The sequence below is a fragment of the Rhodococcus sp. 27YEA6 genome (genome assembly GCF_044908235.1).
Lineage (GTDB): Bacteria > Actinomycetota > Actinomycetes > Mycobacteriales > Mycobacteriaceae > Rhodococcus_F > Rhodococcus_F qingshengii.
In genome coordinates this window covers 163,206-181,098 of sequence record NZ_JBIYCY010000002.1, presented here as the reverse complement: position 1 = coordinate 181,098, position 17,893 = coordinate 163,206, and the positions used below count along the sequence as shown (strand labels likewise).

At 62.5% G+C, this 17,893-nt stretch carries 19 protein-coding genes; 12 read left to right on the top strand and 7 right to left on the bottom strand.

Annotated features, from left to right (window positions below):
* Positions 1-21 precede the first annotated feature (21 nt).
* Positions 22-1,530 (top strand): YdiU family protein, encoded by a 1,509-nt coding sequence (locus ABH939_RS07215; RefSeq protein ID WP_165638318.1) that lies wholly within the window; start codon positions 22-24, stop codon positions 1,528-1,530.
* 12 nt (positions 1,531-1,542) lie between these two features.
* Here the strand turns inward: ABH939_RS07215 and yaaA are convergent, their stop codons facing one another.
* Complete coding sequence (gene yaaA / locus ABH939_RS07210) at positions 1,543-2,286, bottom strand: peroxide stress protein YaaA (protein ID WP_007735009.1); 744 nt, start codon at positions 2,284-2,286, stop codon at positions 1,543-1,545.
* Between the two features lie 55 nt (positions 2,287-2,341).
* Here yaaA and ABH939_RS07205 point away from each other — a divergent pair, with 55 nt between their 5' ends.
* The 5 genes from ABH939_RS07205 to ABH939_RS07185 all read left to right on the top strand — a co-directional run bounded on the left by ABH939_RS07205 (position 2,342) and on the right by ABH939_RS07185 (position 8,085).
* Complete coding sequence (locus tag ABH939_RS07205) at positions 2,342-4,087, top strand: proline--tRNA ligase (RefSeq protein ID WP_042450750.1); 1,746 nt, start codon at positions 2,342-2,344, stop codon at positions 4,085-4,087.
* A 79-nt stretch (positions 4,088-4,166) separates the two neighbouring features.
* Positions 4,167-4,838 (top strand): O-methyltransferase, encoded by a 672-nt coding sequence (locus ABH939_RS07200; protein WP_042450748.1) that lies wholly within the window; start codon positions 4,167-4,169, stop codon positions 4,836-4,838.
* Between the two features lie 22 nt (positions 4,839-4,860).
* Complete coding sequence (locus tag ABH939_RS07195; RefSeq protein ID WP_007735016.1) at positions 4,861-5,520, top strand: rhomboid-like protein; 660 nt, start codon at positions 4,861-4,863, stop codon at positions 5,518-5,520.
* Between the two features lie 58 nt (positions 5,521-5,578).
* Entirely contained in the window at positions 5,579-7,309 is a 1,731-nt protein-coding gene (locus ABH939_RS07190) for an acyl-CoA dehydrogenase family protein (protein ID WP_161121022.1), read from the top strand.
* Positions 7,306-8,085: a nuclear transport factor 2 family protein gene (locus ABH939_RS07185; RefSeq protein WP_030535621.1), complete on the top strand. Its 780-nt coding sequence runs from the start codon at positions 7,306-7,308 to the stop codon at positions 8,083-8,085. The genes ABH939_RS07190 and ABH939_RS07185 overlap by 4 nt, the downstream gene beginning before the upstream one ends.
* 75 nt (positions 8,086-8,160) lie before the next feature.
* Here ABH939_RS07185 and ABH939_RS07180 read toward each other — a convergent pair whose 3' ends face one another.
* On the bottom strand, positions 8,161-8,586 hold the full coding sequence (locus tag ABH939_RS07180; RefSeq protein ID WP_003942732.1) for a pyridoxamine 5'-phosphate oxidase family protein: 426 nt from the start codon (positions 8,584-8,586) through the stop codon (positions 8,161-8,163).
* A 159-nt stretch (positions 8,587-8,745) separates the two neighbouring features.
* Between ABH939_RS07180 and ABH939_RS07175 the strand changes: the two genes are divergently transcribed.
* A complete protein-coding gene (locus tag ABH939_RS07175) occupies positions 8,746-10,038 on the top strand; it encodes an MFS transporter (protein WP_404649509.1) in 1,293 nt (430 codons plus the stop codon).
* A 91-nt stretch (positions 10,039-10,129) separates the two neighbouring features.
* Positions 10,130-11,086, top strand: a complete 957-nt coding sequence (locus ABH939_RS07170) for a DMT family transporter (protein ID WP_007735024.1) — start codon at positions 10,130-10,132, stop codon at positions 11,084-11,086.
* Here ABH939_RS07170 and ABH939_RS07165 read toward each other — a convergent pair.
* The 3 genes from ABH939_RS07165 to ABH939_RS07155 all read right to left on the bottom strand — a co-directional run bounded on the left by ABH939_RS07165 (position 11,048) and on the right by ABH939_RS07155 (position 13,104).
* Entirely contained in the window at positions 11,048-11,881 is an 834-nt protein-coding gene (locus tag ABH939_RS07165; RefSeq protein ID WP_003942723.1) for an SDR family NAD(P)-dependent oxidoreductase, read from the bottom strand. The genes ABH939_RS07170 and ABH939_RS07165 overlap by 39 nt on opposite strands.
* On the bottom strand, positions 11,878-12,375 hold the full coding sequence (locus tag ABH939_RS07160) for a nuclear transport factor 2 family protein (RefSeq protein WP_161121019.1): 498 nt from the start codon (positions 12,373-12,375) through the stop codon (positions 11,878-11,880). The genes ABH939_RS07165 and ABH939_RS07160 overlap by 4 nt, the downstream gene beginning before the upstream one ends.
* A gap of 93 nt (positions 12,376-12,468) precedes the next feature.
* On the bottom strand, positions 12,469-13,104 hold the full coding sequence (locus ABH939_RS07155; protein WP_003942694.1) for a TetR/AcrR family transcriptional regulator: 636 nt from the start codon (positions 13,102-13,104) through the stop codon (positions 12,469-12,471).
* Positions 13,105-13,187: 83 nt separating this feature from the next.
* On the opposite strand from ABH939_RS07155, the gene ABH939_RS07150 reads away from it, so the two are divergent.
* Complete coding sequence (locus ABH939_RS07150) at positions 13,188-14,612, top strand: MFS transporter (protein WP_404649508.1); 1,425 nt, start codon at positions 13,188-13,190, stop codon at positions 14,610-14,612.
* Positions 14,613-14,665: 53 nt separating this feature from the next.
* Here ABH939_RS07150 and ABH939_RS07145 read toward each other — a convergent pair whose 3' ends face one another.
* Positions 14,666-15,121, bottom strand: a complete 456-nt coding sequence (locus ABH939_RS07145) for a ferritin-like domain-containing protein (RefSeq protein ID WP_333836228.1) — start codon at positions 15,119-15,121, stop codon at positions 14,666-14,668.
* Positions 15,118-15,570 carry a hypothetical protein gene (locus ABH939_RS07140; RefSeq protein WP_007735037.1) on the bottom strand — a complete coding sequence of 151 codons (453 nt, stop codon included), beginning with the start codon at positions 15,568-15,570 and terminating at the stop codon, positions 15,118-15,120. The genes ABH939_RS07145 and ABH939_RS07140 overlap by 4 nt, the downstream gene beginning before the upstream one ends.
* 271 nt (positions 15,571-15,841) lie before the next feature.
* On the opposite strand from ABH939_RS07140, the gene rimP reads away from it, so the two are divergent.
* The 3 genes from rimP to ABH939_RS07125 are packed head-to-tail and all read left to right on the top strand — an operon-like array spanning position 15,842 to position 17,885.
* On the top strand, positions 15,842-16,462 hold the full coding sequence (rimP, locus tag ABH939_RS07135; RefSeq protein WP_054188571.1) for a ribosome maturation factor RimP: 621 nt from the start codon (positions 15,842-15,844) through the stop codon (positions 16,460-16,462).
* On the top strand, positions 16,459-17,490 hold the full coding sequence (gene nusA / locus ABH939_RS07130; protein WP_404649506.1) for a transcription termination factor NusA: 1,032 nt from the start codon (positions 16,459-16,461) through the stop codon (positions 17,488-17,490). Before rimP ends, nusA begins: the two co-directional genes overlap by 4 nt.
* 44 nt (positions 17,491-17,534) lie before the next feature.
* The gene (locus ABH939_RS07125) at positions 17,535-17,885 is read left to right on the top strand and encodes a YlxR family protein (RefSeq protein ID WP_019748063.1); all 351 of its coding nucleotides are present in this window, start codon (positions 17,535-17,537) and stop codon (positions 17,883-17,885) included.
* The last annotated feature ends 8 nt before the right edge of the window (positions 17,886-17,893 follow it).

Genomic DNA, 17,893 nt, shown 5'->3' with positions numbered 1-17,893 from the left:
CACGGTGACTACTCTCGTGTGATGGCCGCATTCCAGGAATCCACAGCAGACACGGTCACCATCGTGGCCGGCCTCGAGAGCACGTTCGCCGACGAACTCGGCGCTCTGACGGTGCCGTGGCAAGGTGCTGCCGCCCCTGACCCGCAGTTGCTCGTGGTGAACGAGCAGCTGGCTGCGTCGTTGAGATTGGACGTAGCAGCGCTGCGAAGTGTGGACGGGATCGGCGTCCTGTCCGGGTCGACGGTGCCGGACGGGGCCACACCGGTGGCGATGGCGTATGCGGGTCATCAGTTCGGTGGGTATGCACCAATTCTCGGAGACGGTCGGGCGTTGTTACTCGGCGAACTCGTCAGCAGTGCCGGGCAGCGAGTGGACTTGCATCTGAAAGGCTCCGGGCGCACACCGTTCTCTCGGGGCGGCGACGGGTATGCGGTCGTAGGGCCGATGCTGCGCGAATATCTCGTCAGCGAGGCGATGAATGCCCTCGGTGTCCCCACTACGCGCGCGCTGTCGGTGGTGGCGACGGGCCGAGACGTTCGCCGCAACGGCGCAGAACCCGGTGCCGTGCTTGCACGGATCGCGTCGAGTCACCTACGCGTTGGGACCTTCGAGTTCGCGGCCCGGCAGGGCGAGGTCTTGCAGCCGCTCACCGACTACGCGATCGCCCGGCACTACCCGGAGCTGACCGAACTTCCGTCAACGGGTACACACAATCGCTATCTGAGGTTCCTCGAGGCGGTCGTCGAGGCGCAGGCGTCACTGGTGGCGAGGTGGATGCTCATCGGTTTCGTGCACGGGGTCATGAACACCGACAACACGACAATTTCGGGAGAGACCATCGATTACGGTCCGTGCGCCTTCCTCGACGCATTCGATCCGGCGGCAGTGTTCAGCTCGATCGACCACGGGGGCCGCTATGCGTTCGGCAATCAGCCCGCTGTACTGAAGTGGAATCTGGCGCGCTTGGCAGAAACACTGTTGCCGCTGATCGATTCCGCACCCGACAATGCGATTTCCGCGGCGTCGGCAGTTCTCGAGACCTTCGACGAGCGCTACGAGGGACACTATGCGGCCGGTCTCGCGGCAAAGATCGGTCTGGCCCAGCCGTTTGTCGATCGGGCGCTCGTCGACGATCTGCTGACGTTGTTGGCGGAACACGGAGCTGATTGGACAGGCAGTTTCCGCGCACTCGCAGACGAATTGCGCGGAAATTCGGCGCCTCTCGACCAACTCGTGCCACGGGAGCACATCGCGCCCTGGTTGCAGCGGTGGCAGGGAGCCCTGACCGAAAACGGACAAGGGGCCGCGGAGACCGCGAGCGCGATGGATCGCGTCAACCCGCTGTACATTCCGCGTAATCATCGGCTCGACGCTGCCCTGCGCGCCGCGACCGACGGCGACCTCGCTCCATTCGAGAAGCTGCTGGAGGTTGTCACGCATCCATTCGACCGACGCGACGAGTGGGCTGACTACACCGAGGCGGCTCCGCGGTCTTTCAGCGAGACGTTCCAAACCTTCTGCGGCACTTGACAGACGAAGCCATCAATCCGTCAGGATGATCAGTTCACGCTCCGACGCGATTTCCACCCGCAGGCCGGCCTTCGACGCCACCCGCGCGACACCCTTGATGTCGGTCGGTTCGGCACGCGAGACCACCAGCGCACGGGCGAGCAGACCCTTGTGGTGCTTGTTGAAGTGACTGACGACAGTGCGGGTGCCGTCCGGCTTCTCGGTGAGGACCGTTGCGATCAGTGCGTCTGGAACCGGTCCGAGGTCTTGGTAGGTGCCGGACCGTAGATCGATGACAAGGCCGTCGGCTTCGGCCGCCAAGGCCTTCGGCAACTCCGGCTTCCACAGTGAGCGGAGCGTGCCCATCCCGGGCAGCTTGGACCCGCCGGAAAGGCGGTAGGCGGGGATCAGATCTCCCGCACGGACTGCACCGAACAGAGCGGAGCCGATCGCGATCCGATCGAGAGCCTTGGCCTTCTGGGCGCGGGTGAACGACTTTGCGTCGAGGGCGTCGAAGAGCACGCCGGTGTAGCGCTGCAGTGCGGGCCGCGTCGCGGACACCCACAGCTTGGCATTGCGCTCCACTTCGTCTGCTTGCGTCGGGCCGAGCCCGAGCGCTTCGCATGACGCCTCGACGTCAGCGGCTAGATCGACCAGCGTCTGAACCAGCAATTCGCGCGTTTCGGTCAACTGGGGCATCGACAGTTCGGCCAGATCGAGGGGCGCATCCTTGCCGCCGTCGGACTTGGTTTCTGAGGGAGGCAGCAGTACAAGCACGCTGTAACCGTACCGAGGCCCGCTCGGCCGACTGCGGCGACTATCCTTACACCTCGTGATTACCCGTCTGTCCCACCTGTTCCTGCGTACCCTGCGTGACGATCCCTCGGACGCCGAAGTTGCCAGCCACAAACTGCTGGTTCGTGCCGGCTACGTGCGTCGTATCGCTCCAGGCGTCTACTCGTGGTTGCCGCTGGGATTGCGGGTGCTGCGCGAGGTTGAGCGTGTTGTCCGCGAAGAAATGAATGCAATTGGCGGACAGGAAATCCTGCTGCCTGCGCTGCTCCCGCGCGATCCCTACGAAGCGTCGAACCGCTGGACCGAGTACGGCCCCAACCTGTTCCGCCTCAAGGACCGCAAGGGCAACGACTACATGCTCGGCCCGACCCACGAGGAGCTCTTTGCTCTGACGGTCAAGGGTGAGTACAACTCCTACAAGGACTTCCCGGTCACCCTGTACCAGGTGCAGACCAAGTACCGCGACGAAGAGCGTCCGCGTGCCGGCATTCTGCGTGGCCGCGAGTTCCTCATGAAGGATTCCTACTCCTTCGACCTGACCGACGAAGGCCTGACGGAGTCGTACCAGGCGCATCGCGGTGCCTACGAGAAGATCTTCACGCGTCTGGGCGTCAAGTACGTCATCGTCTCGGCGACCTCCGGTGCGATGGGCGGCAGCGCGTCCGAGGAGTTCCTTGCCGAGAGCGAGATCGGCGAAGACACCTACGTGCGCTGCCTCGAATCCGGCTACGCCGCCAACGTCGAGGCCGTCAAGACTGTCGTTCCCGACTCGATTCCGTTTGACGGGCTGCCCGAAGCCAAGGTGTACGACACCGCGAACACACCCACCATCGACACCCTGGTGGACTGGGCGAACGGCGCTGATCTCGGCCGTACCGTGACCGCCGCCGACACTCTCAAGAACATCATGGTCAAGACCCGCCTGCCCGGCGGCGAATGGGAACTTCTCGGCATCGGCATCCCCGGCGACCGTGAGGTCGACGAAAAGCGCCTCGAGGCTTCGCTGGAGCCGGCCGAGTTCGTGATGATCACCGAGACCGACTTCAAGAACAACCCGTTCCTGGCCAAGGGTTATATCGGCCCGAAGGCGCTGCAGGCCAACGGAGTTCGCTACCTTGTCGACCCGCGCGTCGTCGACGGCACCAGCTGGATCACCGGCGCCGACGAAGACGGCAAGCACGTGGTCGGCCTCGTTGCCGGTCGCGACTTCACCCCTGACGGAACCATCGAAGCCGCCGAGGTTCGTGACGGCGACGCCTCTCCCGATGGAGCCGGCACGCTGGTCTCGGCTCGCGGTATCGAGATCGGGCACGTCTTCCAACTCGGCCGCAAGTACACCGACGTCTTCACCGTCGACGTCCTCGCCGAGAACGGCAAGCCCGTCCGCCCGACCATGGGTTCGTACGGCGTCGGCGTCTCGCGTCTGGTGGCCGTCATTGCCGAGCAGCACCATGACGAGAAGGGTCTGCGTTGGCCCGCTGAGGTCTCACCGGCCGACGTTTACCTCGTCATTGCGAACAAGGACGAGACCGCTCGCGAAGGCGCCGAAGGCCTCGCCGCGCAGCTCGACCGCGCGGGACTCGAAGTGATCCTCGACGACCGCAAGGCATCGCCGGGCGTGAAGTTCAAGGACTCCGAGCTGATCGGTGTTCCGCTGATCGTTGTCGTCGGCCGTGGTTGGGCCGACGGCAAGGTCGAGATTCGCGACCGCTTCACCGGCGAGAGCCGTGAGATCGACGCCAATTCAGCGATCGAGGAGATCATCGCCGCAGTTCGCGGCTGATTCGAATAGCTGTCCGGGCCGCCGCAGTCACCTTCCGAGGTGTCTGCGGCGGCCCTTCTTTTCTGCCACAATCGTGGCTATGGAACGCGAACCGGATTGGGCAGAAGTCGACGGCTATCTCGTTTCCACGTTGGTAGGTGAAGATCCGGTTCTCGACGCGGCACTCGCCGCCAATTCCGAGGCAGGTCTCCCGCCCATCGACGTGGCGCCGAACCAGGGCAAGCTCCTCAACCTTCTGGCGCGAATGTGCTTGGCGCGCAATGTTCTCGAGATCGGAACGCTCGGCGGATACAGCACGATCTGGCTCGCTCGCGCGGTCGGTCCCTCGGGCCAGGTCATCACGCTGGAATTCGATCCCACCCATGCGGATGTCGCTCGGGCGAATATCGAGCGTGCCGAACTGGCTGACCGTGTCGACATCCGCGTCGGCGCTGCGCTCGACAGTCTCCCGTTGATCGCGAAAGAAGAGTTGGGACCTTTCGACTTGGTCTTCATCGACGCCGACAAGGAGAACAACACCGAGTACGTGCGGTGGGCGTTGGCCCTTTCGCATCCCGGAACCGTCATCATCGTGGACAACGTGGTGCGTGGGGGACATGTGTCCAACCCGGATATCGACGACGAGCGCGTCAAAGCGAGTCGAGCGGTGTTGGAGATGATCGCGGCCGAGCCGAAACTCGACGGCACCGCCATTCAAACCGTGGGTTCGAAGGGATGGGACGGGTTTGCCGTTGCAGTAGTGAACGAGTGAGCGCAGACTCGAAGCGGTGAGGATGCTGGGGGCAGCAAAGGCGGCATGGCGATGGGTGCGCAGTGCTCCCGGTACCTACGTCTGGTTGCTGGCCCTGCTGTTCACCACACTGTTCCTGCGGCATCTGCCTGACAATGTCGAGGAGCGTTTTCTCGGCAAGCGCTCGACCAATCTGCATCACCTGGCCGAAGACCCGCTACGAGTCCTGTTCTCGAGTGCCTTCTGGCTCGAAGGTGGCGGTTGGTTGGGATACCTGGTTCTCTTCACCATCTTTCATGCAACGGCTGAGCGTTGGCTCGGGACGTGGCGGTGGTTGTGTGTTGTCGTCATTGCCCACGTCGGAGCCACGTACATCAGCGAAGGTGTTCTGTACGAAGGTATTCGGCACGGATACGTGGCGGAGTCGGCGGTCAACACTCTCGACGTGGGAGTGAGCTACGGTCTGGCCGGCATCATGGGGATTCTGGTGTACCGCATCGTCGATCCGTGGCGATACATCTATCTCGCGGGGTTGCTGCTCTTCTATGGTGTACCTCTGATTTTCGCCACCAATTTCACCGCCATCGGCCACATGTCTGCGTTGTTGCTCGGGTTGGCGTGCTACCCGATCACGCGCGCTCGGGCCGGCACGTGGAATCCGATGGACCTGTGGCATTCGCGAAGAATCGCAGGTCTTCCATGAATCGCACCGCGGAAAGTTACCCGCTGGTAGTTTAGCGTCATCGACGAAAGGTAATGACGTGTCTGGCACCGATGGATTGCTCTTCAACCCCCATACTTACGACCCCGCTCAGTTCGATCCGGAGACCCGCCGTTTGCTGCGAGCCACCATCGAATGGTTCGAGAGCCGCGGCAAGAAGCAACTTCTTCAGGACGACCTCGACGCCGTGTGGGTCTCCGACTTTCTCGAATTCGTCGGCAAGGAGAAGTTGTTCGCGACGTTCCAGACTCCGGCGGCATTCGCCGACGGTGACGAGAACCGTCGTTGGGACGGTGCCCGCAACGCAGCTCTGAGCGAGATCTTCGGTTTCTACGGGCTGGCGTACTGGTACGCCTGGCAGGTCACGATCCTCGGACTCGGACCGATCTGGATGAGTGACAACGACGCTGCGAAGAAGCGTGCAGCGCAGGAACTTGCCGACGGTGGTGTCATGGCGTTCGGGCTGTCCGAGCGCGACCACGGCGCCGACGTGTACTCCACCGACATGCTCCTCACTCCCACCGACGGCGACGTCGCCTTCCTCGCGAGCGGCGAGAAGTACTACATCGGAAACGGCAACGTAGCCGGAATGGTGTCTGTGTTCGGGCGTCGTACCGACGTCGAGGGCCCCGAAGGCTACGTGTTCTTCGTCGCCGACAGTGCACATCCGAACTATCAGCTCGTGGACAACGTCCTGCGCGGGCAGATGTATGTCAGCAATTTCCGCCTCGACGATTACCCGGTGCGCGAGGAAGACATTCTGCACACCGGCGTCGCCGCATTCGAGGCCGCGCTCAACACGGTCAACGTCGGAAAGTTCAACCTCTGCACCGGCTCCATCGGCATCACCGAGCATGCGTTCTTCGAGGCAATCACTCACGCGCAGAATCGAATTCTGTACGGCAATCCCGTCACGGACTTCGCCCACGTTCGCGCCGCCTTCGTCGACGCGTACTCACGTCTGATCGCGATGAAGCAGTTCAGTGCGCGGGCGGTCGACTACTTCCGCAGCGCCAGCCTCGAGGACCGTCGCTACCTGCTGTTCAATCCCATGACCAAGGCCAAGGTCACCTCCGAAGGTGAGAAGGTGGTCGGGTTGCTGCACGATGTGATCGCAGCCAAGGGATACGAGAAGTCCACGTACTTCCGCGAAGCAGCGCAGATGATCGGCACGCTGCCCAAGCTCGAGGGCACCGTCCACGTCAACGTCGGCCTGATTCTCAAGTTCTTGCCGAACTATCTGTTCAACTCGGCGCAGTTCCCGGAGATCGTCACGCGCGACGACGCCGCCGACGACGAGTTCTTCTGGAACCAGGGGCCTACCCGCGGCGCTGCGAAGATCCAGTTCCACGAGTGGAAGCCCGTCTACGAGAAGCACTCTTCGATTCCGAACGTCGCCCGTTTTTACGAGCAGGCGATCGCGCTCACCGAATTGCTCACTGCTGCAGCGCCGGACGCGCAGCAGCAGAAGGATCTCGATTTCATGCTCAACGTCGGGCACCTGTTCTCTCTCGTCGTCTACGGTCATCTGATTCTCGAACAGGCCGAGATCAGCGGGCTCGACGCCGACGTTGTCGATCAGATCTTCGACTTCCAGATTCGTGACTTCTCGGGATACGCGATCGCACTGCACGGAAAGCCGTCGTCGACACCCGAGCAGCAGAAGTGGGCCCTGGCCGCGGTGCGAAAGCCTGTTGTCGACAGTGAACGCTTCGACCGGGTGTGGCAGCAGGTCAAGGCGTACGACGGTGCATACGAGATGCGCGCATGACCGCGCCGGTGACGCGCGAGCAGTTGATGGCCGTCGTGGAGGGATCCCCGAAAGCCGTCGGCGCGCATGACCGCTCGACCTGGGTGGCCCTGTTTGCCGGCGACGGACAGGTCAACGACCCTGTAGGTTCACGTCCGCACAACGGTCAGGCGGCGATCGAGAGTTTCTACGACACGTTCATCGCCCCCAATTCGATCACCTTCCATGTTGAGCGCGACATCGTGTGCGGCCGGACGGTGTGGCGCGATCTGAGCCTCGCTACCGAGATGTCGACCGGAGTCGTTCTCGACGTTCCGATGCACTTGCGCTACGACTTGGTGGGGGAGCCCGATTCCTTGCGGATCGGAACCCTCTACGCGCATTGGGAATTGGCGACGATGTTGAGCCAGCTCGCGACTGCTGGTGTGGCGGGGGTGAAGGCGGCCGCGAAGTTGACGCCGCAGTTGCTCTCGAACCAGGGGATCGGCGGGGCGCTCGGGTTCTCGCGCGGCATCTTCGGCGTCGGAGACAAAGGCAAGAAGGCAGCGTCGCGGTTCCTCGATGCGGCCGCTGTCGGCCGAACGCCGCCGGTACCCGTCGAGCTTCCGGCGGGGACGCAGTTGTCCAACGCTGATGTCAACGCTCTGCTCACCGGCGTGACGAAGAGCAAGATGCTGGTTGCCGGTCGCACCGTGACGGCGAGCGTCATCGTGTGCGGGGAACCGGCCATCGCATTGTTCGGCTTCGAGGCGAGCGGTCATCGACTCAATCGGGTGCGTTTCTTCACCGAGAGCTGACATAGAGCCCTCCACATGCAGGTCAGGCTCGGCGCGCCACTCCGGCGCGCCGAGCCTTCGCTTTTCTGAGAATTGTCAGATCGCCCCGAGATCGGCAGACAGCCAGTGCTGCGGATTCATGTAGATCGCTACCTGTTCGCCCAACTGCGATCGCGCGAATTCGAGATACCCGTCGACCTTGTCCGGGGCCAGGTAACGCCGCGAGACTTCGACCAGCATCTCGTCGGTGCCCGGAACGATCTTGTCGACGGATCCGCTGACGCTGACGTAACGGATTGTCGGATCGAGCCTTTCGGCCATCAACGAGAAATGCCCGGCCGACTCGATGAGTCGTGCCTTTCGCGAATCCTTGCCCGTGAGGATCCATGGTTTGCCACCGGGTGAGTACAGGTACCAGATCGGGACGGTCAACGGACCGCGCTCGGTGCCGTCCGCCACGGACAGCGCCCCGATGTGGGGTTCGGCCAGGAACTGTTCACGCTCATTTTCGGAGAGTGCCATTCCTCGAGATTACCGCGACGTTTGACATGGCGTTGTGACTCCGTACACAATCGATGTGCTCATTATGAACAGTCGTTCGCAATGCGAACACGTTTCGATCCGAACTACTGGATCCCAACCGGTCGCGAACGCCCACAAGCAGTGAATGTCGAGGATCCGATGACCGCACATACGCAGTCGAGTTCAATCACCGGTTCGCCTGGGGCGCGTGCCGCAATGTGGGTAGCACCGTTGTGTTGGATCGCTGTGCTTCTGGACGGATTCGACCTGGTCGTACTCGGCGCGGTCATTCCTTCGCTTCTCGACTACGACGCGTGGGGTTTGAGTACCGGCACGATTACGATGATCTCGACCTTCGGGCTCATCGGCATGACCATCGGCGCCCTCGTCATCGGCACTCTCACTGACGTCATCGGTCGACGCCGCGCGCTGCTGTACGCCGTTGCCGCATTCTCGATTCTGACTCTGTTGTGCGCAATTGCGCCCAATCCGTTCATCTTCGGGCTGCTGCGCTTCCTTGCCGGTGTGGGGCTGGGTGGCGCCCTACCGACGGCATTGGCTCTGGTCAACGAATTCTCGAAGAAACAAGGCGGTGGATCTGCGTCGACCATGCTGATGACCGGCTACCACGTCGGCGCCGTTGCCACCGCCGCGCTGGCGCTCGTCGTGATCGAACCTTTCGGTTGGCGAGCGATGTTCGTTGTGGGCGCACTTCCTGCCGTCGCCCTGATTCCACTCATGTTGCGGTATCTGCCGGAATCCCCGTCGTACCTTCTCGCTCACGGAAAGCGTGCCGAAGCCGAGGAAATCGCTGCCCGTTACGGAGTCGAACTCGAGATTGCGCCCACGTCCGAAGTTGAGCGCGCCGAAGCCGCCAATCCCGTTCGCGCACTGTTCTCTTCGAAGTTCTTGCGCAACAGCATCGCCATCTGGATCACCAGTTTCATGGGCTTGCTGCTCGTCTACGGATTGAACATGTGGCTTCCGACGATCATGCGTGAGGCCGGTTACAACCTCGGGGCGTCGTTGACGTTCCTTCTGATCCTCAATGCCGGCGCCGTCGTCGGGCTGTTGATCGCCGGGGGCGTCGCGAACAAGATCGGCCCGCGGACTGCAGCCATCGTGTGGTTCGCCGGAGCTGCACTGTTCCTGGCGCTTCTGAGTGTGAAGGTGTCGTTCGGAATCTACGTGATGGTCTTCCTCGCCGGATGCTTCGTGTTCGGTGCGCAGGTACTGGTCTACGCCTTCACGAGCGCCAATCACCCACCTCAGATTCGCGCGACCGCGCTCGGATGGTCGGCAGGTGTCGGCCGGGTCGGTGCGATCTGTGGCCCGATCCTGGGCGGAGTCCTCCTGGGTGCGGGTTACGCCGTGCCGTGGGGCTTCTACGCTTTCGCGCTCGTCGGACTGCTCGGAGCAATTTCTATCTCCTGCACACGGGTGCGCACCTGAAATACCAGTTTCGCTGGTTGGCGTGCTACTGCTATCGTAAAACATGAGAATGAAGAGTAGCGCTATCGTCGCGCCGCAGGAACCGCTACCGATGCCATCGTCTCGATCCGGTTTGTGGTGGGGCTTGCTCGGTGTGCTGGCGTTCTCGTTCACCGTTCCGCTCACGAGGGTCGCCGTCGCGGATCTCGACCCCCTGTTCGTCGGTGCGGGCCGCGCCGTCGTTGCCGGGGCCCTTGCGATTGTGATGCTGTCGGTTACTCGCGCGACGCTTCCGACGCTTCGGCAGTGGTTGCGCATCGCACTCGTGACTGTTGGTGCGGTACTGGGGTTTTCACTGTTCACCACGTTTGCGTTGCAGACATCGCCGGCGAGTCACGCGGCAGTCGTGATCGGGCTACTTCCCGCTGCGACCGCGGTATTTGCGGTCGTCCGAGGAAAAGAGCGTCCCAGTAAGGGATTCTGGTGGGCAAGCGCCGCCGGCGCGGTATCGGTCGTAGGGTTCGTGGCGATTGCAAACGGCGGACTCGGCTCGTTTCATCTCGCTGATCTTCTTCTGTTCGCCGCGGTGGTGTGTGCAGCGCTGGCATATTCGGAAGGTGCGTTGCTGGCCCGCGAGATCGGGTCGTGGCAGACGATTGCCTGGGCATTGATTCTCGGACTGCCGGTCACGATTGCGTTGACGGTGGCGTCCATGGCCCAGGCTCCGGTCTCTGCCGATGTGAATTCGTGGCTTTCGTTTGCCTACCTGGGATGCGTGAGTATGTTTCTCGGGTTCTTTCCTTGGTACCGGGGTCTGGCGATCGGTCCCATTTCCACTGTGAGCCAAACACAGTTGGTTCAACCGGTGCTCAGCATTGCCTGGTCGGCGCTGATACTCGGTGAGACGTTGTCACCCTCGATCGTGGCCGGCGGTGTCGTCGTCATCGGGTGTGCCTGGCTTGCCCTGAAGGCGCGAGTGGCAGCGCCGCGTGCTGTGCCGGCACGCGACGCGACCACTGCTACTGATGAATCAGAAAAGCGGGCCGCCACCGAAGGCACTGCGGTGTGACGCCGGTTGTTTCCCGTTGGCGTCGGTGATTCCGTACTCGACGGCCGTCTCGGCGGTGATCAGTGTGTGACCGCTGCGCGCGTTCACTTCTGGATCGTTGGCCAATGCAGTGATGACTTGGCCGACGAATTCCGGGGTTTCGGCCTCGGCCAGTGAGAAGCCTTCGAAGCTCTCGATCCCACTCGCCTCCATCCGCTCGTTGCGGATCAACCCGAGCCAGAAGGAAAGTGCGGTGACGCCGGTCCCCTTCAATTCGACAGCCATGTCCGCGGCCATCTTGTCCAAACCTGCCTTCGACATCCCGTACAGCACAGAGTGCAGGTACCCGCGGGTGCCGAACGACGAGATGTTGCCGATCACTCCACTGCCCCGGGGAACCATCAACTTCGCCGCTTCCACCGAAGCAACGTAGTGGGCGCGCAGTCCGATTCCGATCAGCGAATCCCAATCGTCGATCGGCCTCTTCCAGAACGGATCGGCGAAGCCTGCATAACCCGCCGGGTTTGCCCAGACGTTGTTGACCAGAAGATCGAGGCGGCCTGACTGTTCCTCGGCGATGCGTGCAAACAGGTCGACGATCTGTTGATCGTCGGCGTGATCGCACTGCACGGCAATGCCGTGACCACCGCGCTCGGTGATCTCGGCTGCGGTGCGATCGAGTGGGCCGTCGTCGCCGACGGTTCCTCGGGCCGTCACGTACACCGTCCATCCGTCGCTTCCCAGCGCGAGGGCAATGCCCTTGCCGACGCTCCGGCTGGCACCGGTTACGAGCGCAACTTTTCCGTTCGTCGTCATCGCGGCCCACCCAACGAACCCTCGGCGATGTCAGCGTCCGGGGAAAGGGGAGTGGTGATCGACCACGTCTCCGTGAAATGGCATTGACTCATTTTCCACATACCGTCCTCGATCACGTACTTGTCGTCGTATTCGCCGGTCATCAACTTCTCGGTGCGCCCGACGGTGTCGATCTGGCGGAACTGCAGAGCCCATCGCCCCACCGCCGACGTCTCCGAGGTCAGTGTGATGTCGGGATGCGATCCGTGATGCATGTCGAGGACCGCGTACCGGCCGTCGACCTTGCGAAGAGCGATCTTCTCGAAGATGTCCGCCATCGGCCCCGCGTCGTCGAAGGCGCCGAGGCGGCCGTAGTCGATCGACGCTCCGGAACGGATGAAGCTGTTGCGGAACCCAACTGGATCCTTGGCATCACATGCTCGCCAGTAGCCGTGCTTGAGCTTCTTGATTTCCTCGATCTGTTCGAGCGCGTCGAGGCGTTGTGCGAGATCCAACGTCGGTCCTTTTCGTCTGGGTTTCCCGGAGACATGTCGGATCGACTGTAGGGTGTCCTCAGTCACATGTGTGTAGTTTTTCCCAGTGACCGGTCAGGAATCGGTGTCGGTTTCGCTCGAGGATTCGTCGCCGGTGAGCGTGATCGCAGTCGAGTCGCTGAAGACGCTGCCCCAGAGCTCGCCGAGGGCTGGATCTTCTTCGGCGTGTTCGGGCGCCATCATTGCGAGCAGATTGTTGATCAGCATCCCGTTCGCGATGAACAAACGCGCTTGCTCGGGTGTGCAACCGGTGCGCTCGCGCAGCAAGGTGTAGATGCCGGACATGGCGTTCCGGGAGACGGCGGCGACATCATCGGTGCTGGTGGCGAAGCCGTGCAACATGACAAGCAGTAGATCTCGGTCGAGAACCAGCTCGCCGTAGGCGGATCCGAGTTCGGCCCAGAACTGCGGATTGCTCGGATCGATCGTGACCGTATCCAATTTGTCGTTGAAGGTGCGGACGATTTCGTCGAGCGCGCGCGTGAACACTGCGTGGAACAAATCTGCCTTGGTTCCGAACATGCGCACGACGTAGGGCTGCGAGACACCGGCTTCCTTGGCGACGGCGTCCGTACTGGTCCCCGAGTATCCACCCTTTGCGAATGCTCGCGTTGCCGCGGCAAGGACCAACGCGCGACGTTCCGGTGCGCTCATCCTGCGGGTACGTGGTTCAGCTGCACCGATCGACATGTTGACACGTTATCACCGGATAGCTTAGTTTCGACCTAAGTAATCATTCGATGCCTTAAGGCACCTTCACTCGAGGAATCACGATGACCGTTTTGACGAAGTCCGGATCGGACGCCGCATCCGGGTCGGAAAGCAGTGGAGGACGTAAGGTTCCGATCGCGATAGCGATGGTTGCTGCCTCTCTGCCCATGTTCATGGCCACCCTCGACAACCTCGTGATGACGAGCGCGCTGCCGGTGATCGAGAAGGAGCTGAATGCGTCCGTCGGGCAACTTCAGTGGTTCATGAATGCGTACACGCTCTGCTTTGCGACGCTGATGCTTTCGGCGACGACGCTCGGCGATCGGTGGGGGCGCCGCAAGATGTTCGTATTCGGGATCGGGCTGTTCACGGCGGCGTCGATTGCTTCGGCGTTGTCGACGACACCAAGCCTGCTCATCGCGGCCCGAGCCTTTCAGGGCGCCGGCGCTGCCGCGATCATGCCGCTCTCACTCACTCTCCTCGTGGCAGCGGTACCGGAAGCCAAGCGTGCCATGGCAATCGGCGTGTGGGGTGGCGTCTCCGGCCTGGGGATCGCGATGGGTCCCGTGGTCGGTGGAGCGGTAGTCGACGGGTTCTCGTGGCAGGGGATCTTCTGGATCAACGTGCCGGTTGCGATCGTCGCTGTTCCTCTCGCGTTGTATGCGTTGCGTGAATCGACCGGTCGCACACAACCTCTCGACCTTCCCGGTGTCGCACTCGCCGGACTCGGTGTGTTCCTGGCGGTGTGGGGGATCGTTCACGGCAACGACGACGGCTGGGGATCGCTTGGAGTAGTTGCGTCGTTGGTCGGTTCCGCAGTCGCGTTGGCACTGTTCGTTTTTCGCGAGATGAAGACCTCGCATCCGGTCATGCCCCTACGTCTGTTCCGCTCACGCAGCTTCTCGATGGCGAACGTCATCGGCTTGACCTTCTCGATCGGAATCTTCGGGGCGGTGTTCCTGCTCTCGCAGTACCTCCAGATCGTGATGGGCTACAGCCCGTTCCAAGCAGGCCTGCGGACGCTTCCGTGGACGGCAGCGCCGATGATCTTCGCGCCTCTCGCCGGTTTTCTGGCGCCGAAGGTCGGGCTCCGTTCGCTTCTGCTGACCGGTCTGTTGCTCCAGGCCGGAGCATTGTTCTGGTTGGCAGCGTTGATCGGTCCCGACGTGACGTACGGGTCGCTGGTTCCGGCTCTACTGATGGCGGGCATCGGCATGGGCCTGACCTTCGCGCCGAGCTCGACGGCGGTACTCGTCGACATGGACGAGCCTGATCACGGAACGGCCAGTTCGACCAACTCGACGCTTCGTGAGATCGGTGTTGCACTGGGAATCGCGGTTCTCACTGCAGTCTTCCTTGCCGCCGGCGGTGCCCTCACGCCACTCGGGTACGGAGATGCGCTGACACCTGCACTGCGCGTCGGCGGTTGCTTCGTGTTGGTGGCCGTGGTCGCGGCGTGGTTCGTGCCCTCGCATCGCAAAAGCTGAGCACTGCTGTGCGCCTTTATTAACCGCCGGCGGTTAATAAAGGCGCACAGCAGTTACGAAGTCGGGTCCCCCGGGAACGCTGAGGTGGCCGGAGCGGTTCCCAGCGCGGACCGCCATCCGGCGCCGCGGATTGCCGCATCGGTCAGGCCGTCGATTCCGAACGTGCGGAGTTGGTCGGTATCGACCTGTTCGACGAATGCCCGGTAGGTCACGGCGGTGTCGGATTCGATCTGTGCTGCCAGCTGTGCCGCGGAAACGGCGTCCGTCACCGGAAACGGGACTTCGTAGGCTGCCGCGGCTGTCGGCGGGGTCACGCCCGCGTCGGTCGACAGGGCAACCAGCGCATCACGTCGTGCGCGGTGCGCTGCTGTGTGCGTGGCAACCTCGTTGACACGGGCAGGATTCGAAAACGCGGCAACCACTCCGTAAGCGAAGATCGCGGCATTCTCTGATTCGATTGCGGTCAGCAAGGCAGAACTCTCGGATCGACGGGTGTGCGAAGTGATCACGGAAGCAACACCGCAACCTGAGTCGAGCACGACGCGCTGATCGAACCGAGCAGGCCCGCGCGATAGCCGGACATCGTCCGAGCGAGATCCGCGGCACTGCGCGCCGAATCGGCCAGCGAGGTACTCAAGGTTTCGACGCCCGTAGGAGCGTTTGCGACCGAGGTCGACGGGGGCGCTGTGGTCGCAGAGGCGCCGCTGCCCGCTGCTCGCGCAATCTCGGCGTCGAGTTCGAGTGCATGCGCTGTGCGTTCGGCGCTGATCGTGGTCAGTGATGCCGACTTGTCCGGCGCGAGAGCGATGGCGGCGGTTGCGGCTGCCGCGTCGGAGCGGGCTCGATCGGCTTGGGCCGTCAGCTGGTCGACTTCTGCAGCCGCCTCCGCTGTGCCGTTGTCGGTGCAGGCGGACAACGAGAAGGCCGCAGCGCCCAACGCTGCTGCGGTTCCCGTCATCTTGAGCGCACTCCGCCGGGAGAGTGGGGTAGTAGTCATGGGCGTCAGCACCAGTCCATCGTGCCAGGTGGTCGGCCGATCGTTCGAATCCGCGTGACGTGTTCAAGTGTGACGTGCGTCGGGCACTCTGGTCACGGAGACGCGCAATGAGCGGTACTCTTGGATGCTTGCAGCATGTGGCACCTGGTGTCTTTTCATGCTCGCAGCCGCCCACGTCGACAGTCGACACAAGTCGGACAATCGACGACAACTGAAATGAGGAGTTCGCGAGATGCCGGTGCCATCCAGGGAGAGGGTGATCGAGCTGATCTCCGAACTCGTGCACGCCCAGGGTTACGACGTCGAAGACGTTGTCGTGACCAGTGCGGGCAAGCACAGCGCGGTGCGCATCATGGTCGACAGCGATGCCGGGATCGAGCTCGATGCCGCCGCGGAGATCAGCAGACTCGTTTCGGAACTTTTCGACACCCTCGAGGAAATCGGTGAAACGCCGTACACCCTCGAGGTGACCTCTCCGGGAATCGATCGCCCACTGACGCTCGATCGTCACTGGCGTCGGGCTCGCGGACGTAAAGCGCGAATCGATCTGGCCGGCGAGACCGTGGTGGGCCGTATCGGAACGTTGAACGGCGATTCCGTGGCAGTTGTCATCGGTGGCCGTGGCGGACTGACCGTGCGCGAGATTGCACTGGGCGACGTTCAGAAGGCTGTAGTTCAGGTGGAGTTCTCGAAGCCCAGTGAGGCGGAGTTGGAACTCGCGGGCGGCATCCCGGAGGGGCGCGCAGTTCCCTCCGATGCGGTTGACCTCACCGAGGACTCGGGCGTGGACAGTGTCGAAGACGACGAAGCAGAATTAGAAGACGTAGGAAACGAAGAAGGGTTCGACAAGTGAATATCGACATTGCAGCGTTGCGAGCGATCGAAGCCGAAAAAGGTGTCTCGATCGAAACTGTGATCGCCACGATCCAGACCGCGCTGCTGACGGCGTACCGCCACACCGAGGGGCACAAGCAGAACGCTCGGATCGATGTCAACATCAAGACCGGTTCGGTGCGAGTGATGGCGCACGACACCGATGCCGACGGCAACATGATCGGTGAGGAGTGGGACGACACTCCCGAGGGATTCGGACGCATCGCGGCCACCACCGCACGCCAGGTCATCCTGCAGCGTCTGCGCGACGCCGAGCACGAGCGCAGTTTCGGTGAGTTCTCGACCCACGAGGGTGAAATCGTCGGCGGTGTCATTCAGCGTGACACGCGTGCGAATTCCCGCGGAATGGTCGTCGTCCGAATCGGCAGCGAATCCAATGGCGCCGAAGGATTGTTGCCGCCTGCAGAACAGGTTCCCGGCGAGAACTACGAGCACGGTGAGCGCATCAAGTGCTACGTCGTCGGGGTTGCTCGCGGAGCCCGCGGCCCACAGATCACCCTCTCGCGGACCCACCCGAACCTGGTTCGCAAGTTGTTCGCACTCGAGGTTCCAGAGATTGCGGACGGCAGCGTCGAGATCATCAACGTCGCGCGCGAAGCGGGGCATCGTTCCAAGATCGCCGTTGCCTCACGTGTGCAGGGGCTCAACGCAAAGGGTGCATGCATCGGCCCGATGGGTCAGCGCGTCCGCAACGTCATGAGCGAACTCGCGGGGGAGAAGATCGACATCATCGACTTCGACGAAGATCCCGCGACGTTTGTGGGCAACGCACTTTCCCCGTCGAAAGTGGTCTCCGTCACTGTCGTCGATCGCGAGGCTCGTGCGGCCCGTGTCATCGTGCCCGATTTCCAGCTTTCGTTGGCCATCGGAAAAGAGGGTCAAAATGCCCGCCTGGCTGCGCGGTTGACGGGTTGGCGTATCGACATTCGTAGCGATGCGGCACCCGTTGGCGACGCGTCCGACCGGCCCGCCACGTCCAACGGATAACGGTGGAATGCAGTGATCGAGACGGTTCGGCGGTAGAGTGGACAATGGTTCGACGTGAGTCCTCGGATTCTGCGCGCGTGAAACCCGGTTCGCCGGTCAGAACGTGTGTGGGATGCAGGGAACAAGGGTCGGCTGTCGATCTGTTGAGGGTCGTGGTTGGTGAGCAGGGGCCGGAGGGTTCCCCGCTCGTCCCCGACGTATCGCGAAGACTCCCCGGTCGAGGTGCATGGCTGCACCTGGATCCGAGTTGTCTGAGCCTGGCAGAGCGGCGCCGAGCATTCAGCAGAGCACTGCGAGTGTCCGGAAATCTGGACACGTCCGCTGTCGACCAGCTGGTCGACGCAGTTCACACAAAAGCAGTACCTCTCGAGAAGAACAGGCACAAGCACTCATGAGCACACCG

Coding starts and splice junctions, on each gene's coding strand:
- rimP (WP_054188571.1), top strand. CDS start 15,842: ATGCCGGTGCCATCCAGGGAGAGGGTGATCGAGCTGATCTCCGAACTC.
- ABH939_RS07150 (WP_404649508.1), top strand. CDS start 13,188: ATGACCGTTTTGACGAAGTCCGGATCGGACGCCGCATCCGGGTCGGAA.
- ABH939_RS07155 (WP_003942694.1), bottom strand. CDS start 13,104: ATGTCGATCGGTGCAGCTGAACCACGTACCCGCAGGATGAGCGCACCG.
- ABH939_RS07140 (WP_007735037.1), bottom strand. CDS start 15,570: ATGACGGGAACCGCAGCAGCGTTGGGCGCTGCGGCCTTCTCGTTGTCC.
- ABH939_RS07195 (WP_007735016.1), top strand. CDS start 4,861: ATGCTGGGGGCAGCAAAGGCGGCATGGCGATGGGTGCGCAGTGCTCCC.
- ABH939_RS07180 (WP_003942732.1), bottom strand. CDS start 8,586: ATGGCACTCTCCGAAAATGAGCGTGAACAGTTCCTGGCCGAACCCCAC.
- ABH939_RS07125 (WP_019748063.1), top strand. CDS start 17,535: ATGGTTCGACGTGAGTCCTCGGATTCTGCGCGCGTGAAACCCGGTTCG.
- ABH939_RS07165 (WP_003942723.1), bottom strand. CDS start 11,881: ATGACGACGAACGGAAAAGTTGCGCTCGTAACCGGTGCCAGCCGGAGC.
- ABH939_RS07215 (WP_165638318.1), top strand. CDS start 22: ATGGCCGCATTCCAGGAATCCACAGCAGACACGGTCACCATCGTGGCC.
- ABH939_RS07175 (WP_404649509.1), top strand. CDS start 8,746: ATGACCGCACATACGCAGTCGAGTTCAATCACCGGTTCGCCTGGGGCG.
- ABH939_RS07200 (WP_042450748.1), top strand. CDS start 4,167: ATGGAACGCGAACCGGATTGGGCAGAAGTCGACGGCTATCTCGTTTCC.
- ABH939_RS07170 (WP_007735024.1), top strand. CDS start 10,130: ATGCCATCGTCTCGATCCGGTTTGTGGTGGGGCTTGCTCGGTGTGCTG.
- ABH939_RS07185 (WP_030535621.1), top strand. CDS start 7,306: ATGACCGCGCCGGTGACGCGCGAGCAGTTGATGGCCGTCGTGGAGGGA.